We start from the raw sequence: 20,009 nt of genomic DNA on the forward strand, positions 1-20,009 counted from the left end.
ATATCTAAAGCTATATCAATGTATAAACCTTTAAAACAACCAGTAGAAAATGTTCAATAATTTTGAATTCCATAATCCAGAATTTCTATGGCTGCTGTTGTTAATTCCTTTATTGGCCATATGGAATTTTTTAACCAGTAAAAAAGATAGTGCTCAACTAACCATGGCTAGTACTCACGCCTTTTTGGTTAAAAAATCATTTGTATCCAAGCTAAAACCTTTACTCTATATTTTTAGACTTTTAGCTTTAGCTTTTATCATTATTGGTTTAGCTAGACCTAGAAATGTATCTATTAGTAAAAAAACAAAAACGAATAGAGGTATTGATATAGTAATGGCTATTGACGTTTCGGCAAGTATGCTGGCTAAAGACCTTAAACCTAATAGACTGGAAGCTTTAAAAAGAGTAGCCACAGAGTTTATCAACAAACGTCCTAATGATAGAATTGGTATTGTTGTTTATGCCGGCGAAAGTTTTACACAAACACCTATTACAAGTGATAAATCTATTGTAAAAAGAACCATTTCTGAAATAAAATGGGGGCAGTTAGAAGGTGGTACCGCAATTGGTATGGGATTAGGTTCTGCGGTAAACAGGCTAAAAGAAAGTAAGGCAAAAAGTAAAGTTATTATTTTATTAACGGATGGTGTAAATAATGCAGGGTTTGTAGATCCAAAAACAGCCACAGAATTAGCAAAAGGCAACAACATAAAAGTATATACTATTGGTATAGGAACCAATGGAATGGCTCCTTTTCCTTGGGCTAAAGACCCAAGAACCGGACAAATTTCATTTAGAAATCAGCAAGTTGAAATAGATGAAGATTTATTAAAACATATTGCCAAAGAAACTGAAGGAAAATATTTCAGAGCCACGGATAATACCAAGTTGAAAGCTATTTATGACGAAATAGACAAACTTGAAAAAACTAAAATTGAAGAATTTAAATATTACAACTACACAGAAAAATACCGTTTATGTGTATTTATAGCAGGTATATTTTTATTGCTTGAGTTTATATTAAAAAATACAATATTTAAAAGTTTTATATAATTACATTCTTAATTATGTACAAGATAGAAGAACCAATATATTTTACCTTTTTTACAGTTATTCCAATAATAATTGTTGTTTATTTATTGGTTTTTTGGTGGAAAAAAAGAACGCAAAAGAAATTTGCTTCACCGGAATTACTGGCAAAATTAGCACCTAATACCTCTACCTTTAAATCTGTTTTAAAATTAGTATTCTTTTTACTAGGGCTTTCCTTTTTAATACTTTCATTAGTAAATCCTAAAATGGGAACAAAATTAAAAACGGTAAAAAGAGAAGGGGTAGATATTGTTTTTGCTTTGGACGTTTCAAGAAGTATGCTGGCTGAAGATATAGCGCCCAATCGACTTGAAAAATCAAAACAAATTATTTCTAAAATAATAGATAAATTAGGAAGCGATAGAGTTGGAATTATTATATATGCCGGAAACGCCTATCCGCTATTACCAATTACTACCGATCATGCTGCCGGTAATATGTTTTTACAAAACGCTAATCCTGATATGGTTTCAAGCCAGGGAACAGCTATAAATGAAGCCCTAAATTTAGCTAGAACTTATTATAATAATGACGAGCAAACAAATCGTTTTTTAGTTATCATTTCTGACGGTGAAGATCATCAGGAGGATACCAAGCAAATAGCCCAGAATATAGCTAATGAAGGTGTAAAAGTTTATACTATTGGAGTTGGTACAGAAAAAGGAGGGCCAATTCCTATAAAACTAAATGGCTCACTTATTGGTTATAAAAAGGATAGAAATGGAGAAACCGTAATTACCCAAAGAAAAACTTCCATTTTACAAGATATTGCTGAAATAGGTAACGGAATTTATATTGACGGTAATAAGACGGAAGTTCCCGTTGAAGCTATTGCCAAGATTATAGGAAATGCTCAAAAAAGTGAGTTTGAAACCAAACAGTTTTCAGATTATCAAGACCAATTTCAATGGCCTTTAGCCATAGGATTATTATTCTTAGTACTTGATATATTCTTGTTTGACAGAAAAACAAAATGGTTGAAGAAAATTGATTTATTTAATGAAGAAGCAAACAACTAAAAGAGTGGAAAATTGTATTAAAATAATGTTCAGTTTACTATTTATAGTTACCTCTATAAATGTTAGGGCTCAACAAGACACACTACAATTACAAAGAGAAGCCAGAGCTTTATTACGTGAAGGGAATAAGCTTTATGACAAACAAAAGTTTGACGATGCTTCTATAGCCTATCGTAAAGCTTTAGGTAAAAACGGTAAGTACGAAAAAGCCAGTTATAACTACGGTAATGCTTTATACCAAAATAAAAATTATAAAGAAGCTGTTGCTCAATATGAGTTAGCTGCTAAAACCGATAAAAATAAAGTTTCTAAAGCAGAAGCGTTCCATAATATTGGGAATGCTATGATGGAGCAAAAACAATATCAGCAAGCCGTAGATTCGTACAAAAACGCTCTAAGAAACAATCCGAATGATGACGAAACCCGCTATAATTTAGCCGTTGCACAAAAGGAATTAAAAAAGGAGCAGCAAAACCAGAAAAACGATCAGGATCAAAATAAAAAAGATCAAAATCAGAAAGACAAGCAAGATAAAAAGGATCAAGACGACCAAAACAAAGAAAACGATCAGAATAAGGATAAGAAAGAAGGAGACGATAAAGACAAACAAGATCAAAATAAAGATCCTAAGAACGATCAGGATCAAAACAAACAAAATCAAGATAAAAAAGAGAATCAAGATAAACCTCAGCAACAAAAACCTCAACCGGGTAAAATGACACCTGAGCAAATGCAACAGTTGTTAGAGAGTTTAAATAATGAAGAGAAAAAGACACAAAAGAAAATGAACGTACAAAAATCAAAAGGAAGAAAAGTACAACAAGAAAAAGACTGGTAAATTTTAACACAAAGCTAGGTATAACCAAAGAATATGATGGTTATGAATAGCTTGGTATAAAATAGTTAAATATTATTTTTAAGCATGTTAAAAATGAATAAAAAGTTAGCATTATACATAGTACTCTTTATTACAATTTTTGCTTTTACAGTAAATGCACAAGAGGGTAAATTAGTGGCTAGTGTTAGCAAAAACAAATTAGGAGTTAACCAACGCTTTAGAATTCAATACACAATAGATAAACAGGGGGCTGATAATTTTAAAGCGCCTAATTTCACCAATTTTAAAATTGTTGGCGGGCCAAGTCAATCTGTAAGTCAATCATGGATTAATGGTAAAATGACTTTCTCACAGTCATACACTTACATTTTACAACCTAAAAATAAAGGAGAATTTAATTTACCTCCGGCTTCTATTGAAATTGATGGGGAAACTGTACAATCTAACACCTTAAAAATTATTGTTATTGATGCTGTTGATGTTCCTCAAAACCCCAATGATCCTGATTATATAGCATCTCAAAACATCCATTTAGTTGCTGAAATATCAAAAACAACGCCTTATGTAGGTGAAGGAATTTATGTAGAATACCGCCTATACTTTAGTGAAAATGTAGGTATTTATGACAATGCTATTACAGAATCTCCTCAATACAATGGTTTTTGGAATCAGGAAGTAAAAAGAAACGGAACTCCTGTTAAAGAAGGAACCTACAATGGTGAAAAATACAGGTATGCAGTTTTACACAAAGCGCTTTTAATTCCAACAAAATCGGGGAATCTTACTATTGACCCTATGAAAATGGATATTGTTGTAGCCGTACCTACCGGTAGAGCCGACTTTTTTGGAAATGTAATTACGCGTCAGGTTCGTAAAGAGTTTTCTTCCACCAAAAAAACTGTAGCCGTTAAAAGCCTGCCTACACTTAACAAACCGGAGAACTTTAATGGTGCTGTTGGTCAATTTTCATTTGATGTATCTTTAAGTAAAGAAATTTTAAAAGCAAATGAGTCTTCTCAAATTCAATTAACAGTTAAAGGAAACGGAAACCTAAAACTATTTGAGTTACCAAAAATAGAAACGCCTAAAGAACTTGAAGTATACCAACCGGAAAGAAAAGAAGATGTTTCCATTACTTCAAACGGACTTAATGGTTCAATTAGTAATAATTATACAGTAGTACCTCAATACAAAGGAAAATATAAAATCCCTTCAGTAAGTTTCTCTTATTTCGATCCGAAAGATGAAGTATATCAAACCATTACTTCTGATGACTTGTATGTTGATGTATTGGAAGGAAAAGAATTAGCTACCACAACAGATAATAACGCGGTAGTAAAACAAGATGTAAAAGTTATAGGATCTAACTTCAGATATATTCAAACAACTACAGACTTACAACCTTTTAGTAATTCAGATTTTTTTAAATCAACGTTGTTTTATGTTTTATTACTCTTACCTATAATTACCATTCCAATAGTAATTCTTCTTAACAAGAAAAAAGAAGAAAGAGATAGAGATATTGTTGGTAATAAACAGCGTACTGCCGACAGATTAGCAAAAAAATACTTATCTGAAGCCTCAAAGCAATTAGGAAACAAAGAAGCTTTTTACGAAGCCTTAGAAAGAGCTTTACACAACTATCTTAAAGCTAAATTAAAAGTAGAAACCTCTGATATTAGCAGAGAAAAAATATCATCGTTACTACAAGGCAAAAATGTTGACACCAGTACAATTCAGCATTTTATAGATGTTTTAAACGATTGTGATTTTGCTCGTTATACTCCTATAGATAATGTACAAATGAATCAAGAGTTTGAAAAAGCTAAACAAGTAATTACCCAACTAGATAAACAGTTATAATGAGAAATATAATTTTACTTTTAGTATTCATTTCAAACATTGTATCTGCACAAAACGCTGATGCATTATTTGCAGATGCTAATAATTTATATAAAGAAGGAAAGTACGAAGAAGCGATAACCCTATATAAACAAATTGAAAATACTAAAGAGGTTTCTTCTGAGCTATACTATAATTTAGGAAATGCTTATTACAAACTAAACAAAGTTGCTCCGAGCATCTATAATTATGAAAAAGCACTCATTTTAAACCCTTTAAATGAAGACGCTAAAAATAACTTAATTATTGCTCAGAAATTGACGCTTGATAGAATTGAAGGCTTACCAAAAACATTATTTCAAAAGTTAAATACTAATTTCCTGGAAAAACTACACTATAACACCTGGGGATACCTTGCTGTTGGCTTTTCTATATTAGGTAGTATTCTTTTTCTTGCCTTTTATTTATCGTTTAACTCTACCAAAAAAAGAGTGTTTTTTGTAACCAGCATCTTTAGTTTTTTAGCCTTAATTTTCACCTTAGTTGTTGCATACCAACAATACAATAGCGCTACAAATAAAAAAGAAGCTATTGTTTTTGCCACTGAGGTAAATGTTAAAAATGCTCCTACAACAAATTCAGACGAAGTTTTTACCTTACATGAAGGTACTAAAGTGCTTGTTTTAGATACTGTTGACAACTGGAAAAAAATAAAACTTATCGACGGTAAAATAGGCTGGCTAGAAACCAATACTATACAAGTAATTCAGAATTTTTAATTGCTAGTTAGCTAACAATTAAACTTATTGTTGTATATTAATCGGTTGAAAGACATGAGTAAATATATACTAGCATATTTCTTTATTACCTTAATGGTCATAACGGTAGCCTTACCTACCTATGTTAGTTTATGCGAAGAAAAATGCGAAACCTCTCTGTCAATAGATGCCGAAAAAGATACAGATGAAGCCATTAACAAAGTAGAAATTAAATTTCTGTGTGCTAATGACGTTGTGTATTCCTATCAACACAAAACCAATCAAAAAAAATTACCTTATTTACTTAAGGTTTATACTTCTATAGATAAAAAACAAGAGTGTCCACCTCCTGAATTACTGTAATTTTTTGACTTTTTACATTGAAACTTACTCCTCAAAAACTGTGAACATATAAATTATTCTCAGTCTATTTAAGTATTCATAAAACTATTCTTCTAAGTCAAAACACGTCAGGTCATTTTTTTATTTCAACACAAAATTAATTTAACATCTCAGTTTATATACTGATAAAACACACTCTTTATGTTTAAAACAATCAAAAATGATTTACCTGCTAGTATAGTAGTGTTTTTCGTTGCATTACCACTCTGTTTAGGAATTGCTTTAGCAAGTGGCGCCCCATTATTCTCAGGTTTAATTGCCGGAATTATCGGAGGAATTGTAGTAGGAGCATTAAGTGGTTCTAATATAGGAGTTAGCGGTCCGGCAGCAGGTTTAGCTGCCATTGTACTAACAGCCATAGGAACGTTAGGCGGCTTTGAAAACTTTTTACTTGCGGTTGTTTTAGGCGGTATTATTCAATTAGTTTTTGGCTTTCTTAAAGCAGGTATTATTGGTTATTACTTTCCGTCTTCTGTTATAAAAGGTATGTTAACCGGAATTGGAATTATCATTATTCTGAAACAAATACCACACTTTTTTGGATATGATGCTGATCCGGAGGGTGACTTCGCTTTTTTTCAAGTAGATGGAGAAAACACCTTTTCTGAAATTCTAAAAACAGCCAATTATATAAGCTTAGGTTCAAGTATGATTGGAATTATTGGCTTAGCCATACTTCTTTTTTGGGACAAAGTATTATCAAAAAAAGGAAAAATATTTCAAATAATACAAGGGCCTTTAGTAGCTGTTATTTTAGGAATCATCTTTTTTATACTTACTCAAGGCAATGAAACATTAGCTATTAAAGCATCACATTTAGTAAGTGTACCGGTTCCGGAAAACACAGCTTCTTTTTTAAATCAATTTAGTTTTCCAAACTTTTCAGCAATAACAAATCCGGATGTTTGGATTACTGCTTTTACCATAGCTTTGGTTGCCAGTTTAGAAACGCTTTTGTGTGTTGAAGCTACAGATAAAATTGACCCTCATAAAAACGTAACCCCTACTAATAGAGAGTTATTAGCCCAAGGAACCGGTAATATCATATCAGGTTTAATTGGAGGGTTACCCATAACTCAAGTTATTGTAAGAAGTTCTGCCAACATACAATCGGGAGGAAGAAGTAAAATGTCTGCAATTATTCACGGTTTTTTATTATTAATCTCGGTTATCCTTATTCCAAAACTTCTAAATAAAATTCCGCTTTCAGTATTAGCGGCAATTCTTCTTGTTGTTGGGTATAAATTAGCCAAACCTTCATTATTCAAACAAATGTATGCTTCGGGTTGGAAACAGTTTGTTCCTTTTGTTGTAACCATTCTAGGAATTGTTTTTATGGATTTACTGAAAGGTATTGGACTTGGATTGGCTGTAGGTATTATTATTATTTTAATAAAGAGCTACCAAAACTCTCATTTTTTACACATTGAAGATATAAGCAATGGTATTCATAAAATTAAAATGACTTTGGCAGAAGAAGTAACCTTTATTAATAAAGGAGCTATTTTAAAAGAGTTAGATAGTTTACCTGTAAATACATATTTGGAGTTAGATGTAAGAAAAACGCATTATTTAGATAATGATATTATAGAAATACTCGAAGATTTTGCCTACAAAGCAAAAGAAAGAAATATAAATATTAAGCTTTATTCTGAAAGAGGCGTTGTTGAAAACCCTGAAAGTTTTATTGAGTTTTTTAAGTTAAGCCCCAAAACAGCTTCTTAATGAAAAAACATGGGCATACAATATTACATACTACTATCAAATTTAAAAAAGAATAAAGCTAGTTGTAAACAAACAACATTAACTTATTATGTTTGCCCCCGAAAAAAGAGTACCATGGCTAAAGGGGTTTAAACTCTTAACAAACTAACTGTTTCTCTTTTAATAACAACTAAATAAAAATATAATAACATAACCTATAATAATACACTAAATGAAAGCGCATACAAAAGAAACCCAAGCTACCATGACTCCTAAGAAAGCGTTACAATTTTTAAAAGAAGGAAATTTACGTTTTCAAAACAACTTAAAAGCTAATCGTAACTTACTTGAGCAAGTGAACGACACCAGAGACGGACAGTTTCCTTTTGCTACAATTTTAAGTTGTATAGATTCCAGAGTTTCTGCTGAATTAGTTTTTGATCAAGGGTTGGGTGATATTTTTAGTATTAGAATAGCCGGAAACTTTGTAAACGAGGATATTTTAGGAAGTATGGAATTTGCCTGTAAACTGGCCGGAACCAAGTTAATTGTGGTATTAGGTCATACAAGCTGTGGAGCTATTAAAGGTGCTTGTGATAATGCTGAGCTAGGTAATTTAACCACCATGCTTAAAAAGATAAAACCTGCGGTTGAAGCTGTAACAGAACCTAAAGATACAGCCCAAAGAAACTCATCAAACGTTGATTTTGTAAATGATGTTGCTGAAAAAAATGTACATCTTACTATAGATAACATTTTAGAACGTAGTGATGTTTTAGCTGATATGCACAAAAATGATGAAGTTATGATTATTGGAGCCATGTATGATCTTAATGATGGAGCTGTAACTTTTTACGAATAAGAAATTTGTATCCTTAATATAAACGATAGAGAGAGACTAAACTTTTGTTTAGCTCTCTTTATTATTTTTATACGAATTACCCCTTAAAAAATTGCGAGCCATTCATCTTACATATACTGCACCAAAATAGCAGTTTCATTAATTCTTATAGCTATCTGTTAACAATATCATCCACTCTAGTGGGGCAGCGGGAATATTCTGTACTCACTACAAAACCTTCCTGCGGGTCGCGGGAACACTCTGTACCCACTACAAAACCTTCCTGCGGGTCGCGGGAACACTCTGTACCCACTACAGACCCTTCCTGCGGGTCGCGGGAGCACTCTGTACTCACTACAAAACCTTCCTGCGGGTCGCGGGAACACTCTGTACTCACTACAAAACCTTCCTGCGGGTCGCGGGAACACTCTGTACACACTGCAAGACAAGAGTATAGAATAAAGGACAAACACCTTATTAAGATACAGTTAACAAAATAGTGAGCATTGATAATAAGTTGTTGATTTTCTATATTTGTTTTTTACCCTTCTTTTATAAAAATGGAAAAAACATCTATAATATGAGTAAGAAAAGAGCTTTAATTATTCTATTTTTTATACTTGGAATAGTTTTAATATTTCACTTATTGATTTTGACAGAACAAATTCCTTATGATAAAGTTTGGGCCGGAAAACTTAACTCAGTTGAGGAAATGAAATTCTTTGAAACCCTCTCAATACTTATCAATACATTTATGATAATAATATTATTTATTAAGTATAAACAATTAGAGAAAAAAGTAAACAATAAAATTATAGACCTATTTATTTGGGTCTTTATGGTCTTTTTTGCGCTGAATACAATAGGCAATCTATTTGCAAAAAGTAAGGCAGAATTAATCCTTGGAACTTTCTTAACATTAACTTCTTCTATTTTATGTTTTGTTATTGCTAAAAAAGAAAAAACTCCATAATTCTTCTTATTAATTACTACAGAAATTCAAAATAGACAATTATTATATTTCCTACTGGTAGGGAACTGTTTATTCTTTCACTATTTTTAAGAGTACTTCTTCTGTTTCTATTATTTTTTTAAAATATGCTTGTAAAGCAAAATATTCTTCACTACTGTACACTCTTTTATTAATATTCCAACGACAAAAAAGAGTATAGTTATTATTTTTAAAAGAGTTATTTACAACAAATCTTCCTCCTGAATTAGGCAAGGTTACCGCTTCATTTTTTAGCAATTCTTTAATTGTATACCCCTCCGGTACAGGAATCGTTAAAATGTATGTGTACTCTCTTGGATATCCGAAATCAACAGGGTAATCGCGTTTTTTAAGTTTAAAAGGATTTTCTGATAGTTTGCTGATTAAAAACGGATTGATGCGAAACTCTCCGTTTTTTTCTGAGGTATCTAGTGTAAATGAATAATTTTCTCTTAAAATTTCTTCCGGATTGTCAACGTTTTCAAAACTGTAATCAGCAATTTCTAAATACGGATACTTCGATTCTACAGATTCAACATACTCTTCTTTGCTTTTAGTTTGCATACGCTCTCTTTTATCAAGCGCTTTATAACCTTTAGTACTAATAGTTAACTCACCGGTAACCGAAGTAGATTTATTAAGGTTTAGTTTCACCTTAATATTTTCAGTTGTTTTATTGTTAATTTCAATTTTTTCCCAAAAGCTTTCCTTATCAAAATCTAATACTCTACCGTCTCCGTTAATTGCTTGAAATTGTACTAACCCAAATGGCAAGTTTTTATCTGAAGCGTCTAAATAATATGCATTTCCATCAATAATAGCTTTTACAAATAAATAGTTAAATTCATTTACTACCGGATGTAATTTAGTAGGCACGGCTCTATTTCTGGTAGATGAAAGTACTAAGTACGATTCTATATCTAATGCTTGTAGTGAATTATATAATGACAGGTTAATATCAAAAATATTTCCTTTTTTCTCTTCAAATGCTTTTTTAACTCTGACATTTTGAGAGGGCCAGTAGTTACCATCCCATGTATAATGATTTTTAATAAAGCTAAACACTTTTTGTGCTTTTTCCAAAGGTGAGCTTACGGTAAAAAAATCAGGCGGTAAATTTCTTTTAAAAAAGCTTTTTTTAGTTGCTTGCTTATCTAAAAAATTATTTTTTAGTTTTCTATCAGCATCTTCCCAGGTTTTAGTATACTTCTCAACTTCACCTCTAGGACTGGTATAAGATGCTAACTCAAAAGATAATTTAGATTTAAAATTTTCCGGACTTAACATATAATCTTCTTCTTCAAAGGCAGGAATATCATCTATTCCATACGATAAAACAATACATGCTCCTCCTTTAAATCCCGGAATATCAACACAGTTTTTATTAACTGAAGCATCGTTACGTACAAGTTTTAGAAAACCAACTACTCTAACGTTATATTTCCAGTTTCCTAAAATAGCGGCCGTATAGTCACTTTTTAATTTAGGAATATCCGATTGAAATTTCCAATCGTCTATGGTAGAGTATGGCGTAGTAACCGAGTATTTATATTCTATAACACTTCCTACTTTTACATCGGGCATTGTAAAAGTAACTTCTTTTAATACCTCGCTATGCTCTTTAACAAAAATGTCTTTTTCTAATAAATATTTTTTCTGTATGGTCCCTTTTTCAGATAATGCATACGTCATTCCTTTTACATCGTGTATCTGCTCTTTATCATAAAGAGGAATACTGATGGTAGCCTTATCAAAACCTTCTTTTTTTAAAATCTTTACCTTAAAATAAAAGTCTGTAGTATGTTTATAGTTCTTTTTCTCGTTTAAATAATAATTAGCGTGTTCTTTAAGAACTAAAGCTCTCGCCATAGTATCTTTTTCATATACACGCATTGCAAGCTCATCTCTTGAAACATTTCCTAGTTTAGACGATTTGCTTACTTGAGAATAAGCTCCATAAAAATTAAAGGCCAAAACAGCAATTAAAAAAATCTTTTTCATACGTATTATTACTTTTTACAAACAAAAACCCTTGCGAGTTATTCGCAAGGGTTTCAAAGGTATATATTATTTTTATTTTTTAAAATACTATACTAAGCTTTTAGTACTTACATGAAATTCTTCATAGGTTTCTAAAAGGCTTACTAAACCGGAAACTAAATCTTGTGTTTCAATTAAAATACTAAAATATAACGTAGTGTTTTTAGGACTCGTTTCATCAGTTCTGATTCTTTCAACTTGCTTTTCGATAGAGTGAGAAACATCTTTTAATAATTCTCTCTTTGCATTAATAATATAAGCCAAGTTATCAAAACTACGGTTTTCAAAAGTTTTCTTGATGCTTTCTAATAGTGTTGAAAGTGTGTTGTCAATTTCTTTTAAATCTTTTAGCTGTCCTTTTTTCAAGTTTTTATGATTATTATTAACGTGTTTATACGTTGCTCTTGAAATATAGCTAATTGATTGAGCTACATCTTGTAAGTATCCAAGAATTAAAATATAAAATCTACTGGCTTGTACAGAGTTATCATCTAATGATTTAATAAAGTAAAAAACACCGTCTTTTAAGTTATCAATTTCATCATTTAATTTAGTTACGTGCTTATCTGTTTTACGTAACTTAATTAAATCGTGGTTTGCTAAATCATTAACCACACTTGAATATAGTTTGTTAATTCTTTCAGCAACCTCAGCAATATGATCTGAACTTTCTTCAATAACACCATTGATTGATATTAATTCAGCTCTTTCAACAAATAGTTGCTTTTTCTCTTCTTTCGCTTTTTTAGAGTAAGTAATGCTTGTTTTAACTACTAAAGCTACTACTACCAACAATAATACCGGAATCATAGCCATATGCCAACTAATTAAATAGGCAACAATTCCTGCAGCAGTAAATGCTACAATAGCTGTTAAAAACCAACCTCCAATTACATTAAAAACTCCGGCTACTCTATATACAGCACTTTCACGTCCCCAAGCTCTATCTGCCAATGAAGTACCCATAGCTACCATAAAAGTTACATAGGTCGTAGATAACGGCAACTTCATAGAAGTTGCAAGGGAAATTAAAATACTTGCCATAATTAAGTTTACTGCTGCTCTTACCAAATCAAATGCAGGTAACTCATATACTTTATCTTTTGGCAGTTTTATAACAGGTTTTTCAAACTTTGAATTAATGTAAGTTTGTGTTTTAGTAGGTATTAAGTAATTAATCCCTTGATTAGTAAACATGGCTAATCGCACAACTACTCTTGATAAATTATTAGGTTGAAATTTTTCTTGTCCTTCTCCTTGTCTTGATAAGTTAATTCCTGTTTCAATTACGGCTCTTGCCTTTTTTGAAGTCCATAACGTTATTACCATCACTGCTCCTGCAAATAACAGTAGCCACACATTAGATGGTACTTTTTTAGCTAAAACTCCCATTGAAAATTCATTAGCAGCCATTCCTGATGCCTGCCAAGCTTCATACGAGTTTAACGCTGCAATAGGTACTCCAATAAAGTTTACTAAATCATTTCCGGCAAATGCCATTGCTAATGAGAACGTTCCTACAGCAATTATTACCACCAAAATATTAGTTTTTAACACCTTTATAATAACTGAAGATAATAAAGACCATACTACAAAACTTCCAGCTACAATAGCCATAGTATTTCCTTCTATAATTCCTTTGATATTACTGTAAAAAGGCGTACCCTTTAATCCTTTTATAATAATAAAGTAAGTAATGGCAGTTATGGCAAATCCACCAAATAATGCATTAATATATAAAGGTCTTTTTTCAAAATCAAAAGAATAAATTAATCTTGAAAAATACTGCACGATTGCTCCAACTGTAAAAGATACAATTACGGAAACAACTATTCCCGAGATAATCTCAATTGCTTTCTTGTTATTAATGTATGAAGAAATATCTGCAATAGTTTGCGTATCACTAGCAGAAATTTTTATTAGTGCAATAGCCACAGCCGCTCCTAACAATTCAAATACAATAGATACCGTAGTAGAAGTTGGCATTCCTAATGAGTTAAAAATATCTAACAGTAAAATATCTGTAATCATTACCGCCATAAATATGTACATAATCTCTTCAAACATGAACATATTAGGATTAAAAATTCCTTTACGAGCTACCTCCATCATACCACTTGAAGTAACAGCTCCTAAGAAAACCCCAAGGCTGGCTATAATCATGATGGTTTTAATAGGAATTGCCTTTGAGCCAATGGCTGAATTTAAAAAGTTCACAGCGTCATTACTTACCCCCACTACTAAATCGGCTATGGCTAAAACCGCCAAAGCGACTAACATTAAAATATATGGATCTCCCATTCTCTAGTTTATAATTAAGTTCTGCAAAATTACTAACACCTAAAAGTAGTTATGTTATTTTTATGTTATCTTTTTTAAAAATGAATATCAACTTGCAATCTATACAGTAATCTACTTGCTGTATTTAAAGCATCCAAATAACTAAAATCTGTTTGTACTTTTAACTTATGTCCGGCAATGTATTTGGAAAGACCTACAGTGTATTGATTTACCATTTTTTTGTTAATAATACTTTGGTTAAAATTAATATTGGTATACCTGCCTGACACCTCCCAATTGTTTGTTAATAGGTAGCCACTTTGTAAGTTTAAGGCATTGCCTTCTTGTACAACAACCGGCTTATTATTACTATTTAACAAAATAGAACCGTCTGAATTTTTAGCAATAGGGTCTTTAGCACTTCTATAAGCATATTCTCCCATAAAAGAAAACCCTTTGTATTTAAACATGGTATCTATAAATAGTGTTGAAATATTTGTATGATAAAAACCTACATCATTTTTCATATAGCCTCCCATATTACTTCTGGTTTTAACAGCGTCATGGTTAAAATCATAGGTTACTCCAAAAGCTATTTTAGGTTTAGGTTCTCTTGCTAAATCGCCTCCTTTATAGTCTCCTTTTTTAGTAGTGAAATTTCCCAAAGGAAGTAATTCTAAACGAGTAGTATATTGATATCCGCCTATATTTCCTTTAGTTACATTTCTACCTTCTCCTTGAGAAATAGCCAATACCTCTTTAACTATAAAGTTTTGTGAAAGTTTAAAATAATGTCTTATTTGAATTCCTAAATCACGATCAATATTAAAATTACTATTCAATAATGATCTATCCACTAACTGCATATCTCCTGACGATATTACTCGTTCTCTGTTTCCAGGTAGTTTGGTTTGTCCAAACCAAAGTTCAAAATTTTTGTAAAAATTCCACTTTAAAACAGCATCATAAATGTATCTGGGCGCATTGCTTGTAAATTCATTAGCTCCGCTCATGTCGTTATTAGAAAGTCCAAGCTCTAATTTGTATCTTAATTTGGGCGAAAAAGCAAATCCGTCAAATTTTAATCGGGCTCTTCTTACAGAGAAAGAAGACATAGATTCGGAAGTAGTTTCCAAACTCTTATCTGCCAGTGCTAAGAACTGCATTCTGGCTCCTATTTTCATAGACCAAGTACTATCTTTATCAATTAAGTTAAGTATTCCTTTTCCAAATTTAGAGGTAGGTGCCTGCTGTGCATAGCTATATAACACAACAAACATGCTTACGGGGATAAGCAACGTTTTAAGGTTCATTAATTTTAGTTTTTGTCACGGCAAATAACAAACCTTAATATTAACTTATTGTTAAGTTAATATTAACAAAAAACTGCCTTGGCCAAATGCAGTGTGTCATATATAATAGTCGACAAAAACTAAAAATTAACTTATGACATGTAATCTTAACATTAAGACAAGCAAATGTATTTTATGTTTCTTATAAAAAAATTAAGTAAAGTTTAAATAATTGTTATGTATGCATAATAATGGGCTAGATGTAATACGATAAATCTCTGGGACCTTCTAAAACATCTTTTTTTATTTGCATTACTCCATCATTACTAGTAACCAAATGCCACTTAATTAAGGTTATTTGATTATTTTCTATTTCTAACCCGGTAATGCATCTGGGGTGTACACAACTTCCATCATTAAAATAGGGTAGCTCATTAATAGACGGAAAACGTGGTCGATGTGTGTGCCCGGTAATAACCATTTGATTATTATTTTCTTTTATCCAGCATTCTAATTTTCTTTCTACTTTTATTAATTCTATGTGGTTTTGTGCCGGGCTTGTTGGGTCTTTAACACCAAGAACCTGTAGAGGTCGCCATAATATTTTTACTAAAAAACGGCTTACTTTCCAGAAAGTGTAGTTAAACCAGTCGGCTTGATGACCGTGAAGTAAAAACACCGTTTTTCCATCTTCTTGCTCTAATAGTATAGCTTCAGAAAATGAAACTCCAACCATAAGTTCTTTTTCTTTATCATCTATGGTATCATAATAATAGTGAAGGTTTTTAGCCACTTTTTTAGGGTTTTTATAATCCATATCATGGTTACCCCAAATCAAATGCAATCGTTTAGCTTCATGAAATTTTTTTAACACCAAATAAACATCTTTATTTGCTTTAAAAATAGCACTGAATTTATTTTCCCACAGTTCATCACCATCGCCTAACTCTATATAAGTAAACCCGTTATTATAATATTCTGACAACGCGTAATGATATATTTTTCTATTGTGTGAAAAATCATCCGCAAAACTATTATCTCCTCTGTGGCAGTCAGAAAAAAGAATAAATTTTGATTCTTTAGAAAGCTGTAATCTTTTGGCGTTTAAAAAAGCTCTGGTTATTCTATGTTTAGATGACATTTTATGATGACCCTTTATTTACAGATAAAGATGCGAAAAATTTTGAAATTTGGCACAACTCATTCTATTCCAAAACTAACCTATTATAAAACTAGGTTAACAATCATCGAAAAAGTAAAAATATTTTTTCTTTGTATACTCATTTTAAATAACTTACGTTACAATTAAAATTAACTTAAAAACCCTTCTAAAAATGAAAAAAAAGTATTTATTAATTTCGATGGTATTGCTATGCCTTAATTTTTTTAATGGTTATAGCCAGGAAAAGATGTTTTATGGTACAATTGAAACTTCTGACGCCCTAAAACTACAGAAAGTAGCCCCCACTGACATTCAGATTATTTCTTCAGTAAACGGTTTTAGTGCTGTAAAACTTAGTCATGATGCAGCCGAAAAATTACACCACATGATTTTAACTCATGGTCCGGGATTTATTTATGAGGCTTCTGAAGAGCATGCTTTGCAAACAATTAACAAACTGCAAAACAGGAAAGCGCTTTACAAGAAAGCGTCGTACACTATTACAGAAGATCAGCTTGTAAAACAGAGTTTGGATTTGGTAAATAACACAAACATTTCCAATCATATTAAAGAACTCGAAAACTATGGTACCCGATACCATACAACTCAAAAGGCAAAGCAGGCGGTTCAAGACTTAAAGCAAAAGTGGGAAGCTATGGCTAACGGCAGAGCTGATGTTAGTGTTAAAATTGTAAACCACACTAGTACTACAATGCCTTCTGTTATTATGACTATTCAAGGAAGTGATCTTCCGAATGAATATGTAATTATTGGTGGACATATTGATTCTATTAGCCCGGAAAGAGACACTAATGCTCCCGGTGCTGATGATAATGCTTCCGGCATTGCCACTATTACTGAAATGGCCAGAGTACTTTTTCAAATGAATTTTCAGCCTAAAAGAACTATAGAGTTTATGGCTTACGCCGCTGAAGAAGTTGGTTTAAGAGGTTCAAAAGAAATTGCTCAGGATTACAAAAACAGAGGTGTTAATGTTTTATCATACGTTCAGTTTGATATGACTAATTATAAAGGTTCACCTAAAGATGTTTATATTTCTGATGACAGCTATAACAGTAGCACTCTTAATGCTTTTTTAGCAAGTCTTATGGATCATTATAATGTTTCGGGAAGTCATCAGTTTACTTATGATTATACGAGATGTAATTACGGTTGTTCTGATCATTATAGTTGGGCACAACAAGGGTATGATGCTGCTTTTCCTTTTGAAGCTTCTTTTAGCGGTTCTAGCCCTTACATTCATACTGTTAATGATACTTCAGATCGTTTCCCTACTGCTAATGCTACCCATGCTGCTAAATTTGCTAAACTTGGATTAGAGTATTTAATTGAAGTTGCTAAAAATAAAGGCAGTGTTACTACTCCATCTTATTGTACTGCTAAAGGAAATAGTGTGAGTGATGAGTACATTCAAAAAGTAGTCCTTGGTACAATTAACAACAGCTCAGGAGCTACTAATGGTTACCAAGATTTCACTAGTATTACTACTGATTTAAAACAAAATTCTTCTAATACTATTTCAATTACTCCTAAATGGACCGGAACTGTTTATAAAGAAGGGTATGGGGTTTGGATTGATTACAATCAAGATTCTGATTTTGATGATAGTGGTGAGCAAGTATGGGTTAAAAGCGCTTCTTCAGATAGTTCTGTTAGTGGTACTTTTACAGTACCGTCAACGGCTAAGTTAGGTACTACAAGAATGAGAGTAGCCATGCGTTATAATACAACTCCTTCTTCTTGTGGTTCATTTGATTATGGTGAAGTTGAAGATTATACTGTAAAAATTACTGAAGGTGGTGGTACTAGTAGCGATATTTGTGAAGGTGTACCACAATATGATTCTTCAAAGAGTTACCAAGTAGGTGATAGAGTTGTTTATTTTAATGTTTTATATGAAAGAACTTCTGGTGGATGGAATAGAATTGGAACTTGTGGCAGTGCAAAAATTGCCAAGTCAACACCAGAAAAAGTATTGGTAAATGATAAAAATGTAATTGCATTTTCTCCAAACCCGGTTAAAGAAAGTTCTATAACTTTAGTTATTCATAATGAATTATGGAAAAACAAAGAGGTTACTATTCACAATGCAAACGGAAAGTTACTTCAAAAAGTAAAAATGGTTTCAGCTTTAAAAACTGTTGATGTTTCAAAATTACAAACCGGTATTTATTTTATTTCTCTTACTAATTCAGGGAAAATCTATACACAACAACTTATTAAAAACTAATCTTCCCTTCCTAAAGTGATACTTGTATCTTTAAAAGTTTTCTATTGAATGTTTTGTTAGTTTACTCAAAAGACAATTCACTTTATTAAAAAACAAAACCCGAACTCAATTGAGTTCGGGTTTCTTTTTAAGTAGTTAACTATAGAATTACTTAACTGCTACTTTTACATTTTCTACATGTAAAGTCATATTTTGATTAGCTGTATCACTTCCTGTATATTTGAAAGCAATATAAGCTGTACCGTTATATCCTGATAAATCTATTTCTCCAGAATCTGTGAATGTAAACCATGTTGAATAATCTTCAATATAACTTACTTTAAATGTTAAAGGAGTCCAAGTTGCTTTAGTTACACCAGCCTCAGTTCCATCAAAATCAGTAGAAATTAACACTTCTAATGGGTTATGACCTGCATCCGGATAAGCATGTTCTGTTTGGAAAGTTAACACTTCACCATCTTGAGTATCTAAGTTGATTCCCGGTGTAATTAACCATCCGATGTTAGATGCATCTCCTGATTTGTAAGGGTTAAACTCAGCATATCCATTACCTTTGAAAACTTGCTCAGTCCAAACTGCAGAACCAGCCTCAGCATAATTAATCCATCCGTCGATATCTAAAGTAGTGTTATCTACAGCTGATTGGAAATCTTCTTCAAATAAAGGATCACATCTGTCTTCTGTAAAGTTTACATCATTAGTATCTCTAATGAATAATTGGTAGTCACTACGATATTTACTTAAAACAGCAGTAATTGTTCCTCTTTTATTAGGAATAGATTGTGCTTTAAAATCAGCAAAACCACTGTTTCTCATAATGATAGTTGCATTATCAGCACAACTTTTAAAGATTCTGTTTACTGAAAAAGTATTGTTAAGGTTTGCATATGTTTGATTTTTCTCTTGACTTTGCATTCCTTCTAATTCAATTAACATATTAATATGTGAATCGTTAACTTGAGTAATACTAGCTACTTTTTTAGGAACAATAGTTGCTACTTCAGCAGAACGGATAATGAAGTTTTTATAATCTGTTGATGAAATTCTATCAACGCTGGCTCCATTAATCTTACCAATTTCAAGAACTCCGTTATTATTATGCATTCCTAATCCTAAAAGCTTCACATATACTTTTCTTCCAACTTCATAAAAAGTATAAGTATCAACATCATCAATAGCTATTTGTATTGCTGCTGTTGGATTTTCTGCTTTATCTTGGATAGAAATAGTTTTGTATATGTTTCCAGATTCGTCACTAGATACTACATATCCTTCAAAAACCATTTCTCCTCCATTGTTTACAGTACTAAAATCTACAACACCGCTTCCTGGATAAGTATCTTTTATAGATTGTAAAGTATTGGTAACTGTTATACTTGGTTCTTGAACTGTTACGTCCGGTAAACTATAATCGTTATTATCTACACATGAGGTAGCTACCATCAAAAAAGATGCTACCGCTGCTATTTTAAATATATTTTTTGTTTTCATTTTGT

The 20,009-nt window shown here is 31.8% G+C and carries 15 protein-coding genes; 10 read left to right on the forward strand and 5 right to left on the reverse strand.

Annotation, left to right across the window (positions count from 1 at the left end; all coding sequences use genetic code 11):
* Positions 1-49 precede the first annotated feature (49 nt).
* From ACQY1Q_RS10230 to ACQY1Q_RS10270, 9 genes are all read left to right on the forward strand, one after another.
* On the forward strand, positions 50-1,054 hold the full coding sequence (locus tag ACQY1Q_RS10230) for a vWA domain-containing protein (RefSeq protein ID WP_431005214.1): 1,005 nt from the start codon (positions 50-52) through the stop codon (positions 1,052-1,054).
* A gap of 14 nt (positions 1,055-1,068) precedes the next feature.
* Positions 1,069-2,112 (forward strand): vWA domain-containing protein, encoded by a 1,044-nt coding sequence (locus tag ACQY1Q_RS10235; protein WP_431005215.1) that lies wholly within the window; start codon positions 1,069-1,071, stop codon positions 2,110-2,112.
* The gene (locus ACQY1Q_RS10240; RefSeq protein ID WP_431005216.1) at positions 2,093-2,950 is read left to right on the forward strand and encodes a tetratricopeptide repeat protein; all 858 of its coding nucleotides are present in this window, start codon (positions 2,093-2,095) and stop codon (positions 2,948-2,950) included. The genes ACQY1Q_RS10235 and ACQY1Q_RS10240 overlap by 20 nt, the downstream gene beginning before the upstream one ends.
* A gap of 93 nt (positions 2,951-3,043) precedes the next feature.
* Positions 3,044-4,813 carry a BatD family protein gene (locus tag ACQY1Q_RS10245; RefSeq protein WP_431005217.1) on the forward strand — a complete coding sequence of 590 codons (1,770 nt, stop codon included), beginning with the start codon at positions 3,044-3,046 and terminating at the stop codon, positions 4,811-4,813.
* Positions 4,813-5,571: a tetratricopeptide repeat protein gene (locus tag ACQY1Q_RS10250; protein WP_431005218.1), complete on the forward strand. Its 759-nt coding sequence runs from the start codon at positions 4,813-4,815 to the stop codon at positions 5,569-5,571. The genes ACQY1Q_RS10245 and ACQY1Q_RS10250 overlap by 1 nt, the downstream gene beginning before the upstream one ends.
* Positions 5,572-5,625: 54 nt before the next feature.
* Positions 5,626-5,913, forward strand: a complete 288-nt coding sequence (locus ACQY1Q_RS10255) for a hypothetical protein (RefSeq protein ID WP_431005219.1) — start codon at positions 5,626-5,628, stop codon at positions 5,911-5,913.
* 180 nt (positions 5,914-6,093) lie between these two features.
* Positions 6,094-7,677: a SulP family inorganic anion transporter gene (locus tag ACQY1Q_RS10260; RefSeq protein WP_431005220.1), complete on the forward strand. Its 1,584-nt coding sequence runs from the start codon at positions 6,094-6,096 to the stop codon at positions 7,675-7,677.
* 211 nt (positions 7,678-7,888) lie between these two features.
* Positions 7,889-8,518 carry a carbonic anhydrase family protein gene (locus ACQY1Q_RS10265; protein WP_431005221.1) on the forward strand — a complete coding sequence of 210 codons (630 nt, stop codon included), beginning with the start codon at positions 7,889-7,891 and terminating at the stop codon, positions 8,516-8,518.
* A 559-nt stretch (positions 8,519-9,077) separates the two neighbouring features.
* Positions 9,078-9,470 (forward strand): hypothetical protein, encoded by a 393-nt coding sequence (locus tag ACQY1Q_RS10270; RefSeq protein ID WP_431005222.1) that lies wholly within the window; start codon positions 9,078-9,080, stop codon positions 9,468-9,470.
* A gap of 69 nt (positions 9,471-9,539) precedes the next feature.
* Here ACQY1Q_RS10270 and ACQY1Q_RS10275 read toward each other — a convergent pair whose 3' ends face one another.
* The 4 genes from ACQY1Q_RS10275 to ACQY1Q_RS10290 form a co-directional block, all read right to left on the reverse strand.
* Entirely contained in the window at positions 9,540-11,489 is a 1,950-nt protein-coding gene (locus ACQY1Q_RS10275; RefSeq protein WP_431005223.1) for a hypothetical protein, read from the reverse strand.
* A gap of 87 nt (positions 11,490-11,576) precedes the next feature.
* The gene (locus ACQY1Q_RS10280) at positions 11,577-13,829 is read right to left on the reverse strand and encodes an inorganic phosphate transporter (RefSeq protein ID WP_431005224.1); all 2,253 of its coding nucleotides are present in this window, start codon (positions 13,827-13,829) and stop codon (positions 11,577-11,579) included.
* 74 nt (positions 13,830-13,903) lie between these two features.
* The gene (locus ACQY1Q_RS10285; RefSeq protein WP_431005225.1) at positions 13,904-15,121 is read right to left on the reverse strand and encodes a porin; all 1,218 of its coding nucleotides are present in this window, start codon (positions 15,119-15,121) and stop codon (positions 13,904-13,906) included.
* A gap of 235 nt (positions 15,122-15,356) precedes the next feature.
* Positions 15,357-16,241 carry a metallophosphoesterase family protein gene (locus ACQY1Q_RS10290; protein ID WP_431005226.1) on the reverse strand — a complete coding sequence of 295 codons (885 nt, stop codon included), beginning with the start codon at positions 16,239-16,241 and terminating at the stop codon, positions 15,357-15,359.
* Positions 16,242-16,434: 193 nt separating this feature from the next.
* Here ACQY1Q_RS10290 and ACQY1Q_RS10295 point away from each other — a divergent pair, with 193 nt between their 5' ends.
* Complete coding sequence (locus ACQY1Q_RS10295) at positions 16,435-18,513, forward strand: M20/M25/M40 family metallo-hydrolase (RefSeq protein ID WP_431005227.1); 2,079 nt, start codon at positions 16,435-16,437, stop codon at positions 18,511-18,513.
* A 147-nt stretch (positions 18,514-18,660) separates the two neighbouring features.
* Here the strand turns inward: ACQY1Q_RS10295 and ACQY1Q_RS10300 are convergent, their stop codons facing one another.
* Positions 18,661-20,004: a DUF5689 domain-containing protein gene (locus ACQY1Q_RS10300; protein ID WP_431005228.1), complete on the reverse strand. Its 1,344-nt coding sequence runs from the start codon at positions 20,002-20,004 to the stop codon at positions 18,661-18,663.
* Positions 20,005-20,009 lie beyond the last annotated feature (5 nt).

Origin of the sequence: Tenacibaculum sp. TC6 (assembly GCF_050606265.1) — a bacterium.
Lineage (GTDB): Bacteria > Bacteroidota > Bacteroidia > Flavobacteriales > Flavobacteriaceae > Polaribacter.